Annotated in this window: 17 protein-coding genes; 8 read left to right on the top strand and 9 right to left on the bottom strand. The window is 50.5% G+C overall.

What is annotated here, in order from left to right; genetic code table 11:
• Positions 1 to 56 precede the first annotated feature (56 nt).
• From IPF95_05210 to IPF95_05185, 6 genes are all read right to left on the bottom strand, one after another.
• The gene (locus IPF95_05210) at positions 57 to 899 is read right to left on the bottom strand and encodes an energy transducer TonB (GenBank protein MBK6474091.1); all 843 of its coding nucleotides are present in this window, start codon (positions 897 to 899) and stop codon (positions 57 to 59) included.
• 1 nt (position 900) lies between these two features.
• On the bottom strand, positions 901 to 1533 hold the full coding sequence (locus tag IPF95_05205; GenBank protein ID MBK6474090.1) for a biopolymer transporter ExbD: 633 nt from the start codon (positions 1531 to 1533) through the stop codon (positions 901 to 903).
• 74 nt (positions 1534 to 1607) lie between these two features.
• Entirely contained in the window at positions 1608 to 2243 is a 636-nt protein-coding gene (locus IPF95_05200; protein MBK6474089.1) for a biopolymer transporter ExbD, read from the bottom strand.
• 87 nt (positions 2244 to 2330) lie between these two features.
• Entirely contained in the window at positions 2331 to 3143 is an 813-nt protein-coding gene (locus IPF95_05195) for a MotA/TolQ/ExbB proton channel family protein (GenBank protein ID MBK6474088.1), read from the bottom strand.
• 448 nt (positions 3144 to 3591) lie between these two features.
• Positions 3592 to 4698, bottom strand: coding sequence for a hypothetical protein (locus tag IPF95_05190; protein ID MBK6474087.1), 1107 nt, complete (start codon positions 4696 to 4698; stop codon positions 3592 to 3594).
• 34 nt (positions 4699 to 4732) lie between these two features.
• Positions 4733 to 5467: a DUF2807 domain-containing protein gene (locus IPF95_05185; protein ID MBK6474086.1), complete on the bottom strand. Its 735-nt coding sequence runs from the start codon at positions 5465 to 5467 to the stop codon at positions 4733 to 4735.
• 183 nt (positions 5468 to 5650) lie between these two features.
• On the opposite strand from IPF95_05185, the gene IPF95_05180 reads away from it, so the two are divergent.
• Complete coding sequence (locus IPF95_05180) at positions 5651 to 6802, top strand: hypothetical protein (protein ID MBK6474085.1); 1152 nt, start codon at positions 5651 to 5653, stop codon at positions 6800 to 6802.
• A 54-nt stretch (positions 6803 to 6856) separates the two neighbouring features.
• Entirely contained in the window at positions 6857 to 7402 is a 546-nt protein-coding gene (locus tag IPF95_05175) for a histidine phosphatase family protein (GenBank protein MBK6474084.1), read from the top strand.
• 5 nt (positions 7403 to 7407) lie between these two features.
• On the opposite strand, the gene IPF95_05170 is transcribed toward IPF95_05175, so the two are convergent.
• Positions 7408 to 8124 carry a hypothetical protein gene (locus IPF95_05170; GenBank protein ID MBK6474083.1) on the bottom strand — a complete coding sequence of 239 codons (717 nt, stop codon included), beginning with the start codon at positions 8122 to 8124 and terminating at the stop codon, positions 7408 to 7410.
• A 267-nt stretch (positions 8125 to 8391) separates the two neighbouring features.
• Here IPF95_05170 and IPF95_05165 point away from each other — a divergent pair, with 267 nt between their 5' ends.
• From IPF95_05165 to IPF95_05150, 4 genes are all read left to right on the top strand, one after another.
• Positions 8392 to 9138 carry an NYN domain-containing protein gene (locus tag IPF95_05165; GenBank protein ID MBK6474082.1) on the top strand — a complete coding sequence of 249 codons (747 nt, stop codon included), beginning with the start codon at positions 8392 to 8394 and terminating at the stop codon, positions 9136 to 9138.
• Between the two features lie 45 nt (positions 9139 to 9183).
• On the top strand, positions 9184 to 9906 hold the full coding sequence (locus tag IPF95_05160; protein ID MBK6474081.1) for a hypothetical protein: 723 nt from the start codon (positions 9184 to 9186) through the stop codon (positions 9904 to 9906).
• Positions 9907 to 10017: 111 nt separating this feature from the next.
• Positions 10018 to 13182, top strand: coding sequence for a PQQ-dependent sugar dehydrogenase (locus IPF95_05155; protein MBK6474080.1), 3165 nt, complete (start codon positions 10018 to 10020; stop codon positions 13180 to 13182).
• Positions 13183 to 13366: 184 nt separating this feature from the next.
• Entirely contained in the window at positions 13367 to 16732 is a 3366-nt protein-coding gene (locus tag IPF95_05150) for an isoleucine--tRNA ligase (GenBank protein ID MBK6474079.1), read from the top strand.
• 31 nt (positions 16733 to 16763) lie between these two features.
• On the opposite strand, the gene IPF95_05145 is transcribed toward IPF95_05150, so the two are convergent.
• Positions 16764 to 17270, bottom strand: a complete 507-nt coding sequence (locus tag IPF95_05145; protein ID MBK6474078.1) for a hypothetical protein — start codon at positions 17268 to 17270, stop codon at positions 16764 to 16766.
• Between the two features lie 7 nt (positions 17271 to 17277).
• On the opposite strand from IPF95_05145, the gene IPF95_05140 reads away from it, so the two are divergent.
• Entirely contained in the window at positions 17278 to 17700 is a 423-nt protein-coding gene (locus tag IPF95_05140; GenBank protein MBK6474077.1) for a TraR/DksA family transcriptional regulator, read from the top strand.
• Positions 17696 to 18403: a lipoprotein signal peptidase gene (locus IPF95_05135; GenBank protein ID MBK6474076.1), complete on the top strand. Its 708-nt coding sequence runs from the start codon at positions 17696 to 17698 to the stop codon at positions 18401 to 18403. The genes IPF95_05140 and IPF95_05135 overlap by 5 nt, the downstream gene beginning before the upstream one ends.
• Here the strand turns inward: IPF95_05135 and IPF95_05130 are convergent, their stop codons facing one another.
• Positions 18404 to 19348, bottom strand: a complete 945-nt coding sequence (locus IPF95_05130) for a hypothetical protein (GenBank protein ID MBK6474075.1) — start codon at positions 19346 to 19348, stop codon at positions 18404 to 18406.
• Between the last annotated feature and the right edge of the window lie 100 nt (positions 19349 to 19448).

The raw sequence follows: 19448 nt of genomic DNA, 5'->3' as shown, positions 1-19448 counted from the left end.
CCAATACGTTCCAAGAGGACACTCAGCAACACGGATGGATAGCCTTTAGCATTGAGCTACTTCAGTGTATAGACCACTGGAAGGATATAACGCACTTTAACGGCCTTTCCATTCATCTTTCCAGGGCTCCACTTCGGCATCGACTTTACGACGCGCAATGCTTCCTTATCCAAACCTGCCGAAACCCCACGCTTGAGGGTAACATCCGTAATAGCACCAGAGCTGGATACCACGAATTCGATGTAAACCTTCCCTTGGATCGCGGCATCCTTTTCCATGGCCGGATATTTCGTGTTCTTCCCTAAGTACTTGTACATTTCCTCCAGTCCACCTGGAAATTCCGGTTGTTCCTGAACAGATGCCAAGTCGAACGTAGGCTCGTCAACAGGAGGAGGAGGCGGAGGTGGAGCCACGATCTTTTCTCCTTCTTGGTTGAAGGTGCCTACGTTGGTCTCCACAAGTTCTTCCATTACCGGTGGTGGTTCTTCCACGGGGTCATCAGAAGCCACGAGCTCGGTGAACTGTACCACTTCTACTTTAACCGGTGGAGGAGGTTCTATCGGAGGAGGAGGTGGTGGTTCCTCCTTTTTCTCTTCCTCAAACAGATCAAGGTCAACATCCACGATCTTTTTAGCAGCTACAACTTCTTCGTCACCACTCATCATTGCAATAACCTTAGGGATACTAACCGCTGCCCCGAAGAATAACAAAGACCCGACCACAGCAATGGCCAACCCGCGCACATAATCTCGGCGTAAGGTGAATGCACCGTAGTCCTGATGACGATCTGCAAAGACCATTTCATTACGCGCAGGCGCAAGGACGTTGGTCCAACTAAGGTCGATGGCCATGATAATGGACAAGACCAATAACACACCTATAAGGATCAAATATTCCATGTTACAAGGTGCCTTTAGTTGCGTTCAACAATTGGAGTTCGCCCACTTTGAGGCTATCCATCACACCATAGGAACCAATACCGCTGATGTCCATTTCATCGACCATGTCGATCATGTTGCGGTACTTGGCGTCTTTATCCGTCTTAATAATGGCTTTAAGGTTATCCGGCTTGCTCTTCAGCTCTCTGCGTTTGGCCGTGTACTCCTCTTCTGTCAATTTCTTGTCGTTGTACTGTTTGGCAAGATCATTCAGTAGAGTCACCGTTTCCTTATTGCGTTCAACCAGGATCTTCTGCACGTTGCTAAAGTCTGTTTTCTCTAGAACGGTCGGTGGCTTTTCTCCACCTGCCAAAATGAACTCTCCGAAATAATAATAGACCTCATCATTACCTGTTAAAAGCAGTGTGATCGCGTTGCTCAATTTGGTTTCGTTCTTTACCGCGTTCTCATCGGGAACCGGGAACGTCATTTGCAGGCTACTGGGCCTGTACATCGTAGTGGTAAGAATGAAGAACGTAAGAAGCAGGAACGCAAGGTCCACCATCGGCGTCATGTCGATGTGTGTACTGCCTTTCTTGGCTCGTTTTTTCTCGTGCCGGCCACCGCCTCCACCACCTTCGGGTACTTGTGCCATGGTGTTGTTCTGTTATTCGTTCCTTCTTACTGGTGCTGTACACGCAACGGTGTCAAAGGTTCGATCGGTGTTAGTTACAACCTCGATGATTCGAGATCGGTGATCATTTTGAATTTACTGATCTTGATGGCCGGTGATTGGAAGATCCGGATCACTTCGGCCACCTTTGAATAGTTCGTATTCCCATCCGCCTTCAGAGCAATAACGGGGTCCAGCCCTTGGTCATTGCCATTGCGGAAGATGTTCCGGGTAAAGGTGATCCACTCGCGCAGTTGGTTATTGAGGCTATCGGTAGGGATCCCTTGGTAATTATTGGAGAATTCCTTGCGTTCACTTCCGCTATCCAATGCCATGAATTTCTTCATTTCCTGGAGTGGAATACCGACCGGCCCAACGTTACCGAAGCGCTGAAGCTCTTCCGCAGAAGGTGTGTAGTTCACCAGTTTCCCAAGTTCTACAAGCACTTCCTGTCTCACTTTAAGGTCGGTCATATCCCAGAATACGCGTCCTGCGCTATCCACGATGATCGTCATCATGTTATTCACAGGGATGGAGGACTCGGAAGTAGAAGCAGGCGTATCCACGGCTACGGCTTCTTCTGGCCGGAACTGTGCGGTAAGCATAAAGAAGGTCACCAACAAGAACGCAAGATCCACCATGGGCGTCATGTCCAGCGCGGGTGTGCCTTTGGGCATTTTCAGCTTAGCCATTGTCGCGGAGCTATTGGGTTGATTCGTTCATGGTTCTGTGCAATGCACGCATCACACTTACATGTGAACAGAACGCAAAGCATTCGTTTACTTGTGGTTGGCCAAGGTCTTTGCTACACTGAAACCAGCCTCGTCAATACCGTGGGTAATACCATCGATACGGTTGCTGAAATAGTTGTAGAAAATAATAGCGATCGCGGAACCTGCAACACCAAGAGCTGTATTGATCAAGGCCTCGGAGATACCGGTAGAAAGTGCTGTAGCATCCGGGGTACCAGCAGCTGCCAGTGCGGAGAACGCTCGGATCATTCCAAGTACGGTACCGATAAGACCCAACAGTGTACTTACACTGGCACAGGTTGAAAGGATCACCATATTCTTGCTCAACATCGGCAATTCCAAGGAAGTTGCTTCCTCGAGTTCCTGCTTAATTGAGTTGATCTTGGTCTCCTTGTCCATTTCTGGATCCTTAAAGATCGTATTGTACTTCTCCAAGCCACTGCGCATTACGTTAGCTACAGAACCTTTCTGCTCGTCGCAAACCGCGATAGCCTCTTGGATGTTGTCATTGGCCAAGTGCTGACGCACGTTAACGATGAACGAGTCGATACGGCCTTTACCCTTGGCGCGACCAAGTGTAATGAAGCGCTCAACAGCAAATACCAGAACGATCAGGTTCACACTGATCAGGATCGGCACGATGAATCCTCCTTTGTAAATGGTACCAAAAAGCTTACCGGGATTCGTCTCTATCGGGTGGCCGTGTATGGGGTCGTTGTTCTGGAAGTTGGCGGGATCACCAAGCACGAACATGTAGAAGCACACCGCTACAATTAGGATAAGAGGGAATACGATCGCTACGAATAGGGAATTCATTTTCCCGCTCTTCTCGTTGCTCATAGGTTCCGGTTTAAATTAGAGTTATGGTTGATCAGGTTTCTTATGGTCTTGCCGATCATGCGTGTTGCATGAGGCCGGAAAGGTAGGGGGCAAACTTAGTAAGTTCTGCGAACGGTTCTACAAACATCACTTAACGAACCATGGTGATCCCAATGAACAAGGACCAAGTGGTCATTATCAGGGCGTTCAATAAGACTTAGCTGGATGTACATGGGGTTCATGGTCTTAAGCACCTTTCAACGATGAGATGCGATCGATCCTTGCATTGCATAATGCGGTTTCAAGGAACGGTTGTGTTTAGCCAAGGAACGGTATACATTGCGCTACAGTGCATATTCATTGAAAGATCTAGAAACGCAAGGCGTGATCGACCAACACAAAACACAATGACAATTGGACTCGTCAGCAATGCTACACACTTGGCTTCAATGAAGAAAACGCCGCGCTCTTAGCGAGCGATGGACAGAACTTCACTGAAGTACCGTGGACCGATCGTTGCCTTGAATACATATAACCCAGGAGCTAAGCCTATCACAGAAATGCGCCCGTACTTGGCAACTTCATTCTTTACCCGTTTCCCATCCTCGGTAAACACTTGGACCAGCACGTTTGCTTCAGAGGTATTCAATAATACATCATTCCCGCTGATCCGGAACAATTGATCAACGAGATCTTGAGCATCATTTATCGACTGGTCAAGATCCAAGAACAAGGACCAAAGACGAGCTGGGCCACTTAACAGGTTCTCGTGCGTGAAGTAGACCGTATCGGGCGCCATCCATACGATGCTTTCGGTCTGCACAAGCGATAGGCCGATGTCGCTTCGTAATACAGTTCCACCAAAAAAGTCGTGCTCTTCATAATTGCCGAGTTGCCAAACGAACGGTTGACCTGTAGTGGTATATCCAATAAGTGCAATGGTATTTGATGTCGCATCCAATGAAGCACCCGTGATCAACCCTTGCGTAATCAATGTGTCTCTGCGTATGGCCGAATGCACACCGGGGTCAGCGGAAAGGGCGTACAAGTGCGTTCGCTGATCCACCCAATTCTTGGTGAAGATGAAAAGGCTATCATCTAACGCTATGAAGGCCTCACAATCCCAGTTGGTACCATCGAATATCGGAGTGAAGTCGGTCTGGTCAGCAAAGTTGAATTCGATCACCTCGGCCAAAATTTCTGTCGTAGAACTATTTTCCAAGGAAGTCACGGGAATTCGAAAGACACGTAGATCCGTTCGTGAACCCAAGTTGTTCCCAAAGTCACCAACGAAGACCCATTCACCATCAGTGGTCAGTTCCTCCCAATCGATGTTGGTGGCATTGGTAACGACCACGGTCTGTAGAACATTGCCGGTTGTTGGGTCGAACCGATAGATCGCATTGGGGTTTCCGCTATCGGCAACGCCCCACAATGCGTCCCCGATAAGAATAGTTCCGCTGATCTCATTCAGGGTTTCAGGAAGGTCCGTAAGCAACTCCGGCACCAGAGGCTGAGCTGTAGAACTCAGCGCTGACAACGACAAGGTGATTGCACTTAGTAATAAGCGGGACATGATACGAAGGACTGGAATAAAACCTGAAGGTGGTTCAATCCACCCTTTTCACCTCACCAGAACCGGCAATGGACTTTTTCACTTGTGGGTCTCCGGTATACCGCACACTACCACTTCCGGCAATGGTCGCATCAAGAACTGCGACGGCGTTCACCACAATATCCCCGCTCCCTGCAATATTCGTCCTTGCATTCATGCATTGCAAGCCCTGTGAGTCAACATCACCACTACCTTCTATCGCAATGTTAAGATCCGTGCACGAGCCTTTCAGAACAAAATCACCAGATCCCTCGACCTTTGCTTTTATCGAACGCGCTTCATATGTCATTTGGATATCGCCGCTGCCTTCGATCTTCAGCTCAACGTTGTCTGCTTTGAATAAGCCAGTTCCAGTCACATCTCCGGAGCCTTGGATCTTAACTTTATCCATAGTGGGAACTATAATCTTGACCGTGAACTCTTCCTTCGTTCTGAACCCTTCGCTCGTAGCGATGACCCAGATGCCATCATGCACCTCGGTGGTGATCAGATCCGCGATGTTCTGTTGCGCTACGATCTCCACGGACTGTTCATTGCCGGGCGTGATCACCACATCCATGGATCCTTGGAGCGTTATCCCATGAAAGGCATCAACACTTACCGGTTTATGCACTACATCACCTGTCCCCTTAACATTATTCGAATTCCAAAAAAGGTCAATGCCATTCCCTTTGCCGAAAATAAAGTACCACGCACCAATGACCAGCGCAACGAGAATGATCTTTTTCATGCTATTTCAGGATGTTGAAGTTGTCGAAAGATAAACGCGGTAACAATGTCATGCATTGGATCATGATGAACGGTCCCAAAGAATTAAGGGCGGGTCCCGTAAAATGGAACACTGCCGTTAATGGACATGCGTTGGATCAGATCGGCACGGTGTTCGCATAATACCGGTTAAGAACCCAAGACAATGAAAAATTTAACCACATTCATTCTCACTGCTCTGATGGCCACTTCGCTGCATGCGAATACCACAGAGCAAGACAGCACCGGCTTGCCGGGAGATCAGTTCAGCTTGGAAGCTGCGCTGGATCTGTTCAAGAACTCCGCCGATCTGGAGTCGTTCGAAACGACACTGAATCTAAAGGACAAGCAAGTGAACAACTTGGATCTGGATGGCAACGGTGAGGTGGATTACATCCGTGTGGTGGATCATTCAGAAGGTGATGCCCATGCCATCGTTCTCCAGATCGCTATGGGGAAGGATGAAGCTCAGGATGTGGCTGTCATCGAACTTGAGAAAACAGGGGAAAGAACCGCAATGGTCCAGATCCGTGGCAGCGAAGAGCTGTACGGCAAGGATGTGATCTTCGAACCTTACGAAGAGCAGGATGTTGTAGACCCGAATAGCAAAAGTGGTCCTGCTCCAGTTGATATGTATTGGGTCCGTGTTTGGGTGAACGTGTGGTCATGGCCTTGCGTGGATTACATGTATGACCCCTATTACAGTGTTTGGGTATCGCCATGGTACTGGGGTTACTATCCACCATGGTGGAGGCCCTGGAACCCATGGGGTTACCACACCTACTGGGGCTGGCACAGCCACTATGACAACTGGTACCAACCGACCTATGTGTGCCGTACAACGAATGCGAACGTGATCTACGGACATCGCGCATCATTCTCACCCCGCATCCGGACTTCAACCGCACCGATACGTTCGAAGTTGGATGCATCCAGAACAACACGGAAGGAATCAATGAATTCAGACACGCGTAGAGCTACGGGCAGTGAGGATCTGATCGCACCACGATCCGATCGAAAAACAAAGGAACCCGTTCGCACGCAGCCGGAACGCACTGTGCCAACTCCGGAGCGCCGCAACCCTGTTGATGAGCAGCCGAACAGAGCAACTCCTGAACGCCAAACACCTGACCGTACACGGACCGCGCCTACCGAACCGCAGCCTACAAAACCGGCACCGCGCACACCCGATCGTAAACAACCTAACCACCGCAATCCTGGAAAAGGCGACAAGCGCACTGCACCAAAACCATCGCCAGATCGTAGCATACCGCAACGGAGTCCAACTCCATCGCCGAACCGCACTCCAAAGCGGTAACGTGTTGGAGAAAACCATCCAAAAGTTGCATCTTGGCGACCCGAACCAACGCCAATGACACTGATCCAAATGAAACGCCAAGCATTCCTAGTGCTTGGCGTTTTTTTGCTCCTCGCAGCATGCACCTCCACAAAGCCCGCTGAAATGCCCTCTTTACCTGACACCGTGGTGTACATAGTGCGCCATGCAGAAAAGGCGGATGCTTCTCCGGATACACCACTTTCCACTGCTGGCATGGCCAGAGCAGAAGCACTCGCAGACAAATTGATCAATGAGCCTATAAGCCGGATCTATGCGACCACCCTGCAACGCACGCAACAAACCGTAGCGCTGCTCGCCAAAGCCAAAGGAGTTGCCATCGTTCCATTGGACCCGAATGATACTGATGAGCTGGTGCGGCGGATCAAAACAGATGACCCAGGCCAAGTGATCGTTGTTGCAGGGCATAGCAACACCATCCCCGGTATTATTCAGGCGCTGAACGGAACAGTAGTGGAACCGATCGAGGAACACCAATTCGATCGGATCTATAAAGTAGTGCTTTCCGCAGATGGAACCTCTCGTGTGGACCTATTGCATTTCGGTGTGGGCACTCCCTGATAGAGCTATACCCAACTTGCCCGGCGTGGATAGGAACCACGTGCCACATCTGCTGCGGTCTGCGGCAGATTGATCAATACCTGAGCATTATCGGGTGAACAAGCCTGATACAATGGGAGTTCCATTCCTGGCCGTACCAGGATCAAACTAGAACCCGTTGGTTGGAATAGGAACCGTGCAGCCTCCGCAGTTGGTGTAGTGATCACATTTGCCTGATCATCAGTTGTGCTCATCCGTATGCACAGCCCTTTTGCGATCAGTTCGTTGATCTGCAGGCTATGCCGTTTGCAGAACATATCCAAGTGCATATAGCCCTTCAGCAACCAGATACGCAATGGCGCAGTGCTCTTATCGTCACGATGGTTCTCACTCTCCGTGGCCAGGAACTGCGCTGCTGAACACTCAGCAAAAGCTTCCTTGAAGGGGGCATCAGGTTCAGGGTCCTGCTTCAGCATAGCGCGAAATGCCCGTTCCGCTCCCTTGCGCACCATGATCAATTCATTCTTTGCGTTGTGCAACAATAATGTCGCAGCAGCCTCTGTAGGAATGTATCCGTGATAGCGTTGGAACTCGTGGTCATCCTCCCTGCGGCGCAATAAACCCATACGAACAAGAGGACCAATAGAGGCATAGCGGCCCAATACGTCCATCAATTCCTGATGGCCCAACTCCTGAAGACTACGCAAAGTGCGCAACCGAGCGATATAGATTTCAGCGGACATGGCCCGAAGGTCCGGCGCTATTTGCAGCGTTGAACCACCGCACTGATTGGATCATCAACAGTTCGTGTCTGATCATAAATAAAATGCTCCGGAAACCTGCGTGGATCGGGGGAACCCAGCGATCAAAGCGTATTATCAACGCTTGGCTGTCGGGAAATAGCATGGCATTTCCGCAGGCTTTTATTAGGATGGCTGCTCCCCTTTGATATGGATCTCCAATTCCGCTGGATCGCTGCGGATCGGAACTACCTATACCTTGCACCATCAATGAAAAAAATAAACGACACCACCATTGCGCTTTTGATAGATGGGGATAATGCCGCGCCGAAACGCCTGGCAGCTATTCTGGAAGAAGTAAGCAAACAAGGCACCATAACCATTCGCCGGATCTACGGTGATTGGACCACCACGGGAATGACCGGTTGGAAAGACCTTTTGAATAGCAACGCCATCCAACCGGTGCAGCAATTCGCCTACACTAAAGGAAAGAACAGCACGGACAGTGCACTGATCATCGATGCCATGGACATTCTGCACGGCGAACTGGTCGATGCGTTCTGCATCGTGAGCAGTGATAGCGACTATACCCGTTTGGCCACCCGCATTCGGGAAAGCGGCTTGTTCGTAATGGGTGTAGGCGAAAAGAAAACTCCCGATGCATTCGTGAAAGCCTGTGAACGCTTCATCTATGTGGAGAATCTGGACATTCAGGAAGGTCCGAAACAAGAGGCAACACGCGCTGGTCGGGGAAAGACATCCTCCGTGAAACAGGCATTATCGGCAAATGCCGGACTTATGCGGAAAATGCGAACAGCGTTCAACATCGCAAAGGGAGAAGAAGAGGAGGTTTCGTTAAGTCTTATTGGTCAAGCATTGCGACGTTTGGATCCCGGGTTCGACCCACGGAGCTATGGGCATGCATCGCTTTCGTCCTTGGTCAGTGCATTGAAGGATCAATTGGAAACTCGCCGCGAGGAAAAAGGGAATATGGTGATGGTACGTTTCAAGAACTGAATGCTTAGCGGACTGTTCTGAAACAGTTGAACTTGCTTGTCTTTGATGGCTTGTATCGCATTTATCTACTGTAGGTGTGGCATTGAAAAATTTAGAATGAGAAGTATTTGGTTCTTCGCTAGCTTAGTCATTGTACTCTCTCAATCAGTGAATGCACAGACACCAATTTTGACTGACTACTTGCTCTATCCGAGACTAGATACTGCAAATTGGTTTGTCGATTTCGAACAGCTAAATGCTGATTATTCTCGCGTTGCTAATCAATGTCAGACTTGTATTACATCGAGAACGGATACAACCAGAACAAGGTCTTGTTTTAACACTTCAAGAGCCCATGTGCGTCTTGATACCACTTTCCATAATTTAAAATCTGAGAACTTGATCGGTGAGTGGCGGGTTATTAATGCTGGTGTAATTGAAGTAGCTGACAGTCTCGCTATCAATGCCCCAGAATATGGTCGAGTGCAAAAGATAATTGCTGACCACGGTGATGGGCAAGGACAAATTACCTTCACAAACAAAGTGATGAAAGGAGATATAAAATTTGGGGGAAAAAGACTGAAAAGGAGAAAGCGATACGTAATCATTGAAGGGAGGCACCTCATGACGAAGAAACTAATTGGTTTGTGTGGCCCAATTATGATTGGCCTTATTGATGACCGTCTGCTGATATTAGATCTTCTATCATATGAGGAGATCGTGAAAAGAGATGAATATTTTGTTTTTCGGACAATCATCAATCGAACGATCCTAGAGAGAAAAGAATAAAGCGAACACTTAACACCCGATCATAGATCCGATAACGACGATCCGGAACTCCTTGGTCAATAAGGCATTGAACTATTGACACCGGGTTCATGATCCAGTATTTTGCGAACCATGCCCATGCTTCGCCTCTCCCACGGTGATCGGTATCTGGTCGCCAAACACCACACTATTGTCCTTTTTTTCGGTGTCATCGCTTTCATTACGTTGGCATTCGTACCCGATCTGTTCGATCCGGATAGTGGCCTTCAGGATCCCGAACCCGTAGGTCCATATCTGAATGGTGTGTTCACTGATGAAGCACCCACACCCGGTACCGATTATGCAACGTATACCATTGAGAACGCCTTTCCGAACCTGACCTTCAATGATCCAGTGAAAATGCTGGAGCTGCCCTCCAATAAATTCATGGTCTTCAGCAAATCCGGCTATGCGTGGATTTTCAATAATTATCCTTTAGCGAGTACGAAGATCTTGGTCCTCAATGTGAATAGTCAAACCCAGATCAATGAAGATGGGGGTATGCTGGGTGCCGCATTGCATCCGGAATATGGCCAAGCTGGGTCTCCGAATGCGCATTATTTCTATGTATGGTATCGTTACCATCCGATAGGCGACCCTAGGGGCCAACAGGCTTTCATGCGCCTCTCCCGATTCACCATGAACGCCGCGGAAACCTACGTTAACCCAGCATCCGAATATGTACTCGTACAACAATTCGATCGACAGAACTGGCACAACGGTGGCGACATGTTCTTCGGTCCGGATGGCTTCTTGTACTTCGCTGTTGGAGATGAAGGCGGTGCTAACGATCAGTACAATAGAACACAGAATATTAACTCTTGGTTCTTTGGGGGTGTTTTCCGCATCGACGTGGATATGCAGGGAGGTTCCATCAGTCACGCCATTCGCAGACAGCCCATCAACGGCGCTAGCCCACCTTCTGGTTGGCCGAACAGTTTCAGCCAGGGTTATTTTGTGCCCAACGACAATCCTTGGCAAGATGCAGGAGGTGGCATTCTAGAGGAATACTGGGCGATAGGTACGCGCAGCCCACACCGTATGACCTATGACCCGCCGACCGGAGATATCTGGATCGGGGATATCGGCCAAAGTTCACGAGAAGAGATCTCGAGGGTTTTCATTGGAGCCAATCTGCAATGGCCTTATCGCGAAGGTGATATTGCAGGGCCCAAGGCAAAGCCCAACCCTTTGATCGGAGTTGACCAGCTCCCGGTATACTCCTACCCGCGCAGTTTTGGCCAATGTATTATTGGTGGTTACGTGCTACGAGGTGATAAGTACCCCGAATTGGATGGCAAGTACATTTTCTCCGATCATGAAACGCAGAACATTCACACCTTGGAACTTTCTCCTTTTGGTACTGCGCAGAATCTTCAATTCCTACTGAATGTGCCTACAGAGGGCTCTGGAAGCAAGGACGGCATCTCATCCTTTTCACTAGCATCAGATGAAACACTGTACATCCTGGACCTTTATGGGACCAACCTGGATGGCGGAAAGATCCACAAGTTGGTCCGCGTGCAACATGGTGTGCCTTCCCCACCAGAACAACTTTCCCAATTGGGTGTGTTCACCAATATGACCACCTTGGAAACCGCACCGGGCATCATTCCATTTACCGTGAACAGTCCACTATGGAGCGACCGAGCAGAGAAAAAACGGTGGATGGTCATACCGAATGATGGGTTCCATGACTCTCCAAGCGAGCGTATTGGTTTCGACCCGGATGACCATTGGACCTTTCCTGCCGGCACGGTAATGATCAAACACTTTGAATTACCCCTGAACGAGAACAACCCTTCACTAACGGCGCGACTAGAAACCCGTTTCATGATCTACAAGAACAACGGGGAAGCTTATGGACTTACCTACCGTTGGAACGCAGCGGGTACAGAAGCCTTTTTGATCGAGGGCGAAGAGATCGGCGAGTACACAATAACCCTTGCCAGCGGTGGTACCTACGAGCAGACCTGGAATTTTCCGAGCCGACAACAATGCATGACCTGCCATACGACCGCGTCCGGGTTTGCGCTAGGCCTAAAGACCCATCAACTCAACGGAGACCTGCTCTACCCTTCCACTGGAGTAACTGCAAATCAGATCACAACGTTGAGCCATTTGGGCATGTTCGATCAGGCCATACCTGATGTGGATGAACTACGTCGTGCAAAGCCACTGGATGACATCACCGCGAGCGCAGAAGACCGAGTAATGTCCTACTTGGATGGGAACTGTTCTTCGTGCCATAGACCCAATGGAGTAGATGGTGCGTTCGATGCGCGGTATGCTACACCGCTTGCCCAAAAAGGCCTCGTGAATGAGCCGACCATAGGCATGAATTCGCCGATGGGGCAATTCGTGATCGCTCCAGGAGATACACTTGGCTCTGAATTATGGATGCGCGACTCCCGGCCGAACGGCGTCGCCAACTCAATGCCGCCCATGGGCAAAGAGATCGTACACAATGCCTACATGAGCGTACTTACGGAATGGATCATGACCGTGGACCCGGTGACCTATGCGCAAGAACGTACACCACTATACATAAAGGTATTCTTACAAGGACCCTATGAAAATGGCGCCATGTCCGATGCGCTGCGGAGCACAGGGTTAGTACCAACAGACGACCCATACCCCGGTCTGGCGATGCACACAGGGAACAATGCAACCGTATACGCTCACACCCTAGCGGCTACTACAGAACGCAAAGTGATCGATTGGTTGTTAGTGGAGCTACGCGATAGCCAAACCCCCACCACCGTACTGCAAACATTTGCAGCGCTCGTGCTAAGCGATGGCACGGTGATCGACCCGCAGGGAGGACCTTTGATGGTACCAAGTTCAACAGGTGCGCGTTTTGTCGCGGTACGACATCGGAACCACTTAGGAGTAATGACCGCAACCCCCGTTGACCTCAGCACAGGAGCTGTGGTCATTGACCTTACCGACCCGGTTACGGCGGTCTATGGCGCCGAACCTCTGGCTACCATGGCGAATGGTTCAAAAGCATTGTGGACCGGCGACGTGAACCGGGATGGCTTCATCCGCTATACCGGCACAGAGAATGATCGCGACCGAATATTGTCCCTCATTGGAGGCGTAGTACCAACCGCGACTGTCCCTGGTTACCTATCCGAAGACCTCGATCTGGATGGAATCGTCCGCTATACGGGCACGAACAACGACCGGGATCTGATCCTGCAGAACATTGGTGGCGTAGTACCGACCAACATGCGCATGGAGCAACTTCCTTGATCGGTCCAATGTATAGGAAGGATTCCAGGTACCTTCAAAGCGAACAGAACCAACACCAAATGGAACTTGCTACCGTAGCGATCCCGGGCAGCTAGCGTATTCTTCTTGCCAAACTCAGGACGATCATGCCCTCGGTGATCGCACAAGCACGTTAGTTACCTTTGCCGCCCTTGAAAAGTCCGGCATGTCCAAACAATTCGCACACTACGACGAACTCGATCTCCCAAAACTTGCCGATGAGGTATTGAAGCAATGGGAGCATGAGGACACTTTCGGGCGGAGCCTTCAGTTGCGGAAAGACGCACCTCCGTTCGTGTTCTATGAAGGTCCACCAAGCGCTAATGGGCTTCCCGGGATCCACCACGTAATGGCACGTGCCATCAAGGATATTTTCTGCCGGTACCAGACCCAGAAAGGCAAGCTGGTGCATCGCAAAGCAGGTTGGGATACGCACGGTCTACCGATCGAACTCGGCGTTGAAAAAGAACTGGGTATTACTAAGGAGGATATCGGTAAGAGCATCAGCATCGAGGACTACAACGCTGCATGTAAAAAAGCAGTGATGCGGTACACCGATGTCTGGAATGACATGACGCGGCGCATCGGTTTCTGGCTCGATCTGGAGCATCCGTATGTAACGTACCAGACCAAATACATCGAAAGCGTTTGGCATTTACTGAAGCAGCTCTATGATCAGGACCTGTTGTACAAGGGCTATACGATTCAACCCTACAGCCCCGCTGCGGGAACTGGACTAAGTTCTCATGAACTGAACCAACCCGGAACGTACAAAGCCGTGAAGGACACCAGTGCGGTGGCCATGTTCAAGGTTCAGCAGGATCATGCTTCCGAGTTCCTTTTCAAGGATGCGGTCGGCGATGTTTTCATTCTTGCTTGGACCACCACGCCTTGGACACTACCGAGCAACACGGCGCTCACTGTTGGTCCTAAGTTGGACTATGTGCGGGTATTCAGTTTCAACCCTTACACCCATGAGCCACAGACCATGGTCTTGGCAAAGGCGCGGGTATCGGCTTATTTCAGTGAGGGTGCGAAGGACGCCTCCTTTGAAGACTATAAGAAGGACGGGAAGAACATCCCTTGGAAGATCGATGGCGAATTCTACGGTCACCAATTGGAAGGCATCCGGTATGAACAGCTTTTCCAGTACGGCACGCCGGAAGGTGGAGATGCCTTCAAGGTGATCGGTGGAAATTTCGTGACCACAGAGGACGGTACGGGTGTCGTTCACACGGCACCAAGCTTTGGAGCGGACGACATGCGCGTTGCGAAAGAGCATGGCATCGGATCGCTTACGCTGGTGGACCTACAAGGCAAGTTCACCCAGGAGATGGGTGAGTACGCTGGCAAATACGTTAAGAACGAATACTACCCTGCCGGCACTGCGCCGGATAAAAGCGTGGATGTGGAACTCAGCATCAAGCTGAAGGAAATGGGTCGCGCCTTCAAAGTGGAGAAGTATGAACACAACTACCCGCATTGCTGGCGAACCGACAAGCCCATCCTCTACTACCCGCTGGACAGTTGGTTCGTGCGCACCACGGCCAAGAAGGACCGGTTGATCGAACTGAACAAGACCATCAACTGGAAACCGGAAAGCACGGGCACCGGGCGTTTCGGGAATTGGCTGGAGAACGTGCAGGATTGGAACCTCTCCCGCAGTCGTTATTGGGGCATTCCGCTACCGATCTGGCGCACTGCTGATGGGGATGAGGAACTCTGTATCGGCTCGTTGGAGCAATTGAAAAAAGAGATCACACGTAGTGTAAAAGCAGGTCTCATGAAAGCGGATCCGTACGCGGGATTCGATGCTGCCGACATGAGCGAGGCGAACTATGCCAAAGCTGATCTGCACCGCCCATTCGTGGATGACATTGTGCTGCTAAGTCCTGGAGACAAGCCCATGCACCGTGAAACGGACCTGATCGATGTGTGGTTCGATAGTGGCAGCATGCCGTATGCGCAACTGCACTATCCATTCGAGAACAAGGACCTACTGAATGAGCGGTTCCCGGCTGAGTTCATCGCGGAAGGAGTGGATCAAACGCGCGGTTGGTTCTATACCCTGCATGCAATTTCGACACTCTGTTTTGATAGCGTAGCCTATAAAGCCGTGGTAAGCAATGGCCTTGTTCTGGATAAGAACGGGCAGAAAATGAGCAAGCGCCTTGGTAATGCAGTGGACCCGTTCAAGACCTTGGACGAGTTCGGAGCGGATGCAGTGCGGTGGTACATGATCAGCAATGCATCACCGTGGGACAACCTCAAGTTCGATGCCGACGGGATCAAAGAAGTGCAACGCAAATTCTTCCGGGCGCTGTTCAATACCTACAATTTCTTTGCGCTCTATGCGAACATCGATGGCTTCGATAGTAGCACAGCACCTGTGCCCATGGCGGAACGCAGCGAAATGGACCGCTGGCTACTTTCCCGGTTGAATTCATTGATCACCATCGCGGATGCGAACTATACCGATTATGAACCGACCGTCGCAGCTCGTGCCATTCAGGACTTTGTGATCGAGGACCTGAGCAACTGGTATGTGCGCTTGAATCGGAGACGGTTCTGGAAAGGCGAATTGGGTACCGATAAACTAGCAGCATACCAGACCTTGCATCAGTGCTTGGAGATCATCGCGATGCTGAGCGCACCCATTGCACCGTTCTTCAGCGATCGGTTGTACCGCGACCTTACCGGAACAAGCGTTCATTTGAGCGATTGGCCGAACGTTCAGGAGAATTTGATCGACACCGAATTGGAAGCGCGTACAAAACTGGCTCAACAACTGACCTCATTGGTTCTGAGCATCAGGAAGTTGGAAGGCCATCGGGTGCGCCAGCCACTTCAAAAAATGATGGTCCCAGTATTGGATGAAACCATGCGGAAGCGTCTTGAGGCCATCAAGCAACTAGTTCTCAATGAAGTTAATGTGAAGGAATTGGTGTTGTTGGACCCTAGTGAAAGCAAGTTGGTCAAGAAGATCAAGCCTGACTTCAAAAAGCTAGGTGCTCGCATGGGAAAGCTCATGAAAGCCGTGGCTGGGGCGATCAATGGGCTGGACCAGGTTCAGATCTCGCAGTTGGAAGAGCAAGGCGCCATCAACTTACGTGTTGAGGACCACGATGTTGAGGTAACCTTGGCTGATGTTGAGATCACGGCCGAAACGGTGCCCGGACTGAGTGTTGCCAGTGAGGGAAAAGTCACAGTTGCGCTGGATATAACGCTGAACGACAGCTTGATACAGGAAGGCATTGCCCGGGAGTTGGTGAGCAAGGTGCAGACCTTGCGGAAAGAAACCGGCTTAGAGGTAACGGACCGGATAATGCTCCACATCCAGCGCAATGGAGACCAGCAGTTTGAGCATGCGATCGAGGCCCACGCTGCCCATATTCTGGCTGAAACACTTGCGTTAACAAACGTCAACGAGCTTTTGGTTACACAGTTACCGAATGGCAACACGGCTAGGCACACCGTGGAATTGAACGAAAAATTGAGTTGCCAGCTGAGCGTTGGTAAAACGTCCCAATAGCCTTAATAATCGCTATATTCGCGGCTCAAATTCAAGACCTTTGCGCCATGGCCAAGAAAACCGCTGCCAAAAAAGCTGTAAAACCAGCAACCAAAAAAGCTGTTAAGGTTGCTCCTAAGAAGGCAACGAAACCGGCCGCTAAAAAAGCAGCCAAGGCGAAACCTGCGCCCAAGAAAAAGGCGGTGGCAAAGAAGCCCGTGAAAAAAGTTGTTGCTAAGAAAGCACCTTCAAAAAAAGTAGCTGCCAAAGTGAAGAAAGTGGTTAAGCCATTGACGAAGAAGAAAGCAGCTCCGACGAAAACAAAGAAGGCCGTGGTAACCAAAAAGGTAGCCAAGCCAGTAGCAAAAAAACCAGTGGTAAAAAAAGCAACACCCGTAGCGAAGCAAAAGCCAGCTGCGCCGAAAGCCGCACCTAAACCTGCGCCTGAAAAAGCTACCCCGAAGGCCGCAAAGACCACCAGAAAGCGTGCGCCTAAAGTGAAGGAGCCTAAGATAAAAGTACCTGCAAAACCGTTGGTAACACAGCGTGTTGCGCCCAATCGCCCAATGCCGGCACCTGTTGTAAAAAAGCAGGTCTCCACATTGGAGCATCCTTCGAAATTGCGCTACAATGATGACGAGCTGGTCGAGTTCCGTACGCTGATCAACAAGAAGTTGGATGAGGCCCGTAAGGACTATGATCTGTTGAAACAGACCTTGGCGAACAACGACAACAACGGAACCGATGATACAAGCCCTTCGTTCAAAATGATCGAGGACGGTAGTGAAACATTGAGCCGTGAGGAAACGTCGCAATTGGCGGGTCGTCAAGAGAAGTTCATCAAGCACTTGGAAGATGCATTGCTACGGATCCGCAACAAGACCTATGGTCTTTGCCGCGTTACGGGTCGCCTTATCAGTAAGGAGCGTTTGCGTCTTGTGCCACATGCTACGTTGAGCATTGAGGCAAAGCAGCAGATGAGCAATTGATCATTCCGCAGGCAGAACTTATTCCAAGGAGCACTTGAAGCGTTCGATCGCGGTTATCCTACTTGTTCTTTTGGCCGACCAGGTGCTGAAAGTCTGGGTGAAACTGAACTTCTTCTACGAGAGTTCGGTCTCCATCCTTGGCACCAAGGGCTATCTCCATTTCATTGAGAATCCGGGCATGGCCTTTGGCATGGTGTTCGGCGGTGAGCGCGGTAAGTTGTTGCTCACCTTATTCCGGATCATAGCCGTTATCGCGATCGGATACAGCCTCTGGCGCATGAGCAAACAGGGTGCGCGCACCGGCCTGTTGATCAGTGTTGCCTTGATCTTTGCCGGAGCGTTGGGCAACATCATCGACAGCACGTTCTACGGACTGATCTTCAGTCAAAGCACCCCGTATCAAAAGGCAATTCTCTTTCCTCCCGAAGGCGGCTATGGAAGTTTGTTCCATGGCTCTGTTGTGGACATGTTCTACTTCCCGCTCTGGCAAGGTCATTTCCCGCAATGGTTCCCTTTCTGGGGTGGCCGATCGTTCGAGTTCTTCGAACCGGTATTCAATGTTGCGGATGCGGCAATAACCGTTGGTGTGGTGCTCTTTATCCTTACGCAGCGCAAAGGGAAAGAGGCCGATGCAGTTGAGGCAGGACCTATGCGCACCGAAACATCCGAAGTCGGTCCGGCAGCTCAGGGCGCAGTAATCTGATCACCGAAGATCCAGTCGCATACCGAACACGTTCTGGAATGCGCCGGTAGTTGCCGTTGAAGAACCCGGCACCTTACTGAACAAAAGCGTAGGGCGCAATTCGTTGAACAGGTGTATACTGCTCCAGAACGGACTCTTAGTGCCAAGGCGAAGGTCCAATCCGGCAAGGGCATACCCTGCACCCCACGCGGTAGAGGCAACGTGTACCTCCTCGTACTCATCGGCTTCGAACGATGAGTCCAGTTCGGGATAATCACTGAATGAACGGGATGTCGTGGTGTTTACTATTCGTTGGACCGATGCTGAAGCGTTCAGTGTAGTGCCCAACATTGCTCCGAAACCTGCATACCACGTCAATTTATTCGCGGACCGTTTGCGCACGAGGTAGGAAGCGTTCAATCCAATGCGGGTAAAGCGGTATTCTGCGGAATATTCCTCACGCCAGGTAGTATCCACGTAGGACTGTTGCCCGTTCAAACTGGAGGTGAGCGTGTCATAACGCCCGGTAGCGGAGCGGTCCCACGTACGGCCCAGAAAGCCGTTAGCCAAGTAGGAAACCCCGACCCGGAGTTCTTTATCAAAGCGAGCCTCTGCCCCTTTCTTTCTACCCATATCCAAACCGAGCGATACTTCAAGGACCGGTCCGCCATTCGCCATGCTTTCCCACTCTTCCGGACCATTCCGATACGTGCTGAACGTGCTCTGGCTGCCGGTATCCCACGAAAGGTCCCGCTGCAACAATTCCGAAGTAGGCATCAGGTTCCGCCAATCCGTGGTGGTCAACAACGGTGAACCCCCCGCGAAGAACCCGACCGGGAAATACACCGTAGTGATCAGTGGAGCACGGTCCGTTGAAGTGGGTTGCTCTTGAGCGGATGCTACAACTGCAACGAGCAAGGAAAGAACAAGGTTAAAAGGCCTTACGGCTTTCAGTAGCGAGGTCATGGTCCGGATCAAATGAATGAGTACAACGCTGGTCGCTGTTGGATAGTACACCTGACGATAAAAGACCGGGAATACCTGATCACACTAGCTTCTTGGCAAC

The organism is Flavobacteriales bacterium, assembly GCA_016704485.1.
In the GTDB taxonomy this organism is placed as follows: Bacteria; Bacteroidota; Bacteroidia; order Flavobacteriales_F; family PHOS-HE28; genus PHOS-HE28.
Note: the sequence above shows the minus strand (reverse complement) of the source record. Positions and strands in the feature narration are given on the sequence as shown.

What these genes read in the sequence shown, in the direction of transcription:
- IPF95_05210 (MBK6474091.1), bottom strand. Translation starts at nt 899, where the DNA reads ATGGAATATTTGATCCTTATAGGTGTGTTATTGGTCTTGTCCATTATC.
- IPF95_05205 (MBK6474090.1), bottom strand. Translation starts at nt 1,533, where the DNA reads ATGGCACAAGTACCCGAAGGTGGTGGAGGCGGTGGCCGGCACGAGAAA.
- IPF95_05200 (MBK6474089.1), bottom strand. Translation starts at nt 2,243, where the DNA reads ATGGCTAAGCTGAAAATGCCCAAAGGCACACCCGCGCTGGACATGACG.
- IPF95_05195 (MBK6474088.1), bottom strand. Translation starts at nt 3,143, where the DNA reads ATGAGCAACGAGAAGAGCGGGAAAATGAATTCCCTATTCGTAGCGATC.
- IPF95_05190 (MBK6474087.1), bottom strand. Translation starts at nt 4,698, where the DNA reads ATGTCCCGCTTATTACTAAGTGCAATCACCTTGTCGTTGTCAGCGCTG.
- IPF95_05185 (MBK6474086.1), bottom strand. Translation starts at nt 5,467, where the DNA reads ATGAAAAAGATCATTCTCGTTGCGCTGGTCATTGGTGCGTGGTACTTT.
- IPF95_05180 (MBK6474085.1), top strand. Translation starts at nt 5,651, where the DNA reads ATGAAAAATTTAACCACATTCATTCTCACTGCTCTGATGGCCACTTCG.
- IPF95_05175 (MBK6474084.1), top strand. Translation starts at nt 6,857, where the DNA reads ATGACACTGATCCAAATGAAACGCCAAGCATTCCTAGTGCTTGGCGTT.
- IPF95_05170 (MBK6474083.1), bottom strand. Translation starts at nt 8,124, where the DNA reads ATGTCCGCTGAAATCTATATCGCTCGGTTGCGCACTTTGCGTAGTCTT.
- IPF95_05165 (MBK6474082.1), top strand. Translation starts at nt 8,392, where the DNA reads ATGAAAAAAATAAACGACACCACCATTGCGCTTTTGATAGATGGGGAT.
- IPF95_05160 (MBK6474081.1), top strand. Translation starts at nt 9,184, where the DNA reads ATGGCTTGTATCGCATTTATCTACTGTAGGTGTGGCATTGAAAAATTT.
- IPF95_05155 (MBK6474080.1), top strand. Translation starts at nt 10,018, where the DNA reads ATGCCCATGCTTCGCCTCTCCCACGGTGATCGGTATCTGGTCGCCAAA.
- IPF95_05150 (MBK6474079.1), top strand. Translation starts at nt 13,367, where the DNA reads ATGTCCAAACAATTCGCACACTACGACGAACTCGATCTCCCAAAACTT.
- IPF95_05140 (MBK6474077.1), top strand. Translation starts at nt 17,278, where the DNA reads ATGCCGGCACCTGTTGTAAAAAAGCAGGTCTCCACATTGGAGCATCCT.
- IPF95_05130 (MBK6474075.1), bottom strand. Translation starts at nt 19,348, where the DNA reads ATGACCTCGCTACTGAAAGCCGTAAGGCCTTTTAACCTTGTTCTTTCC.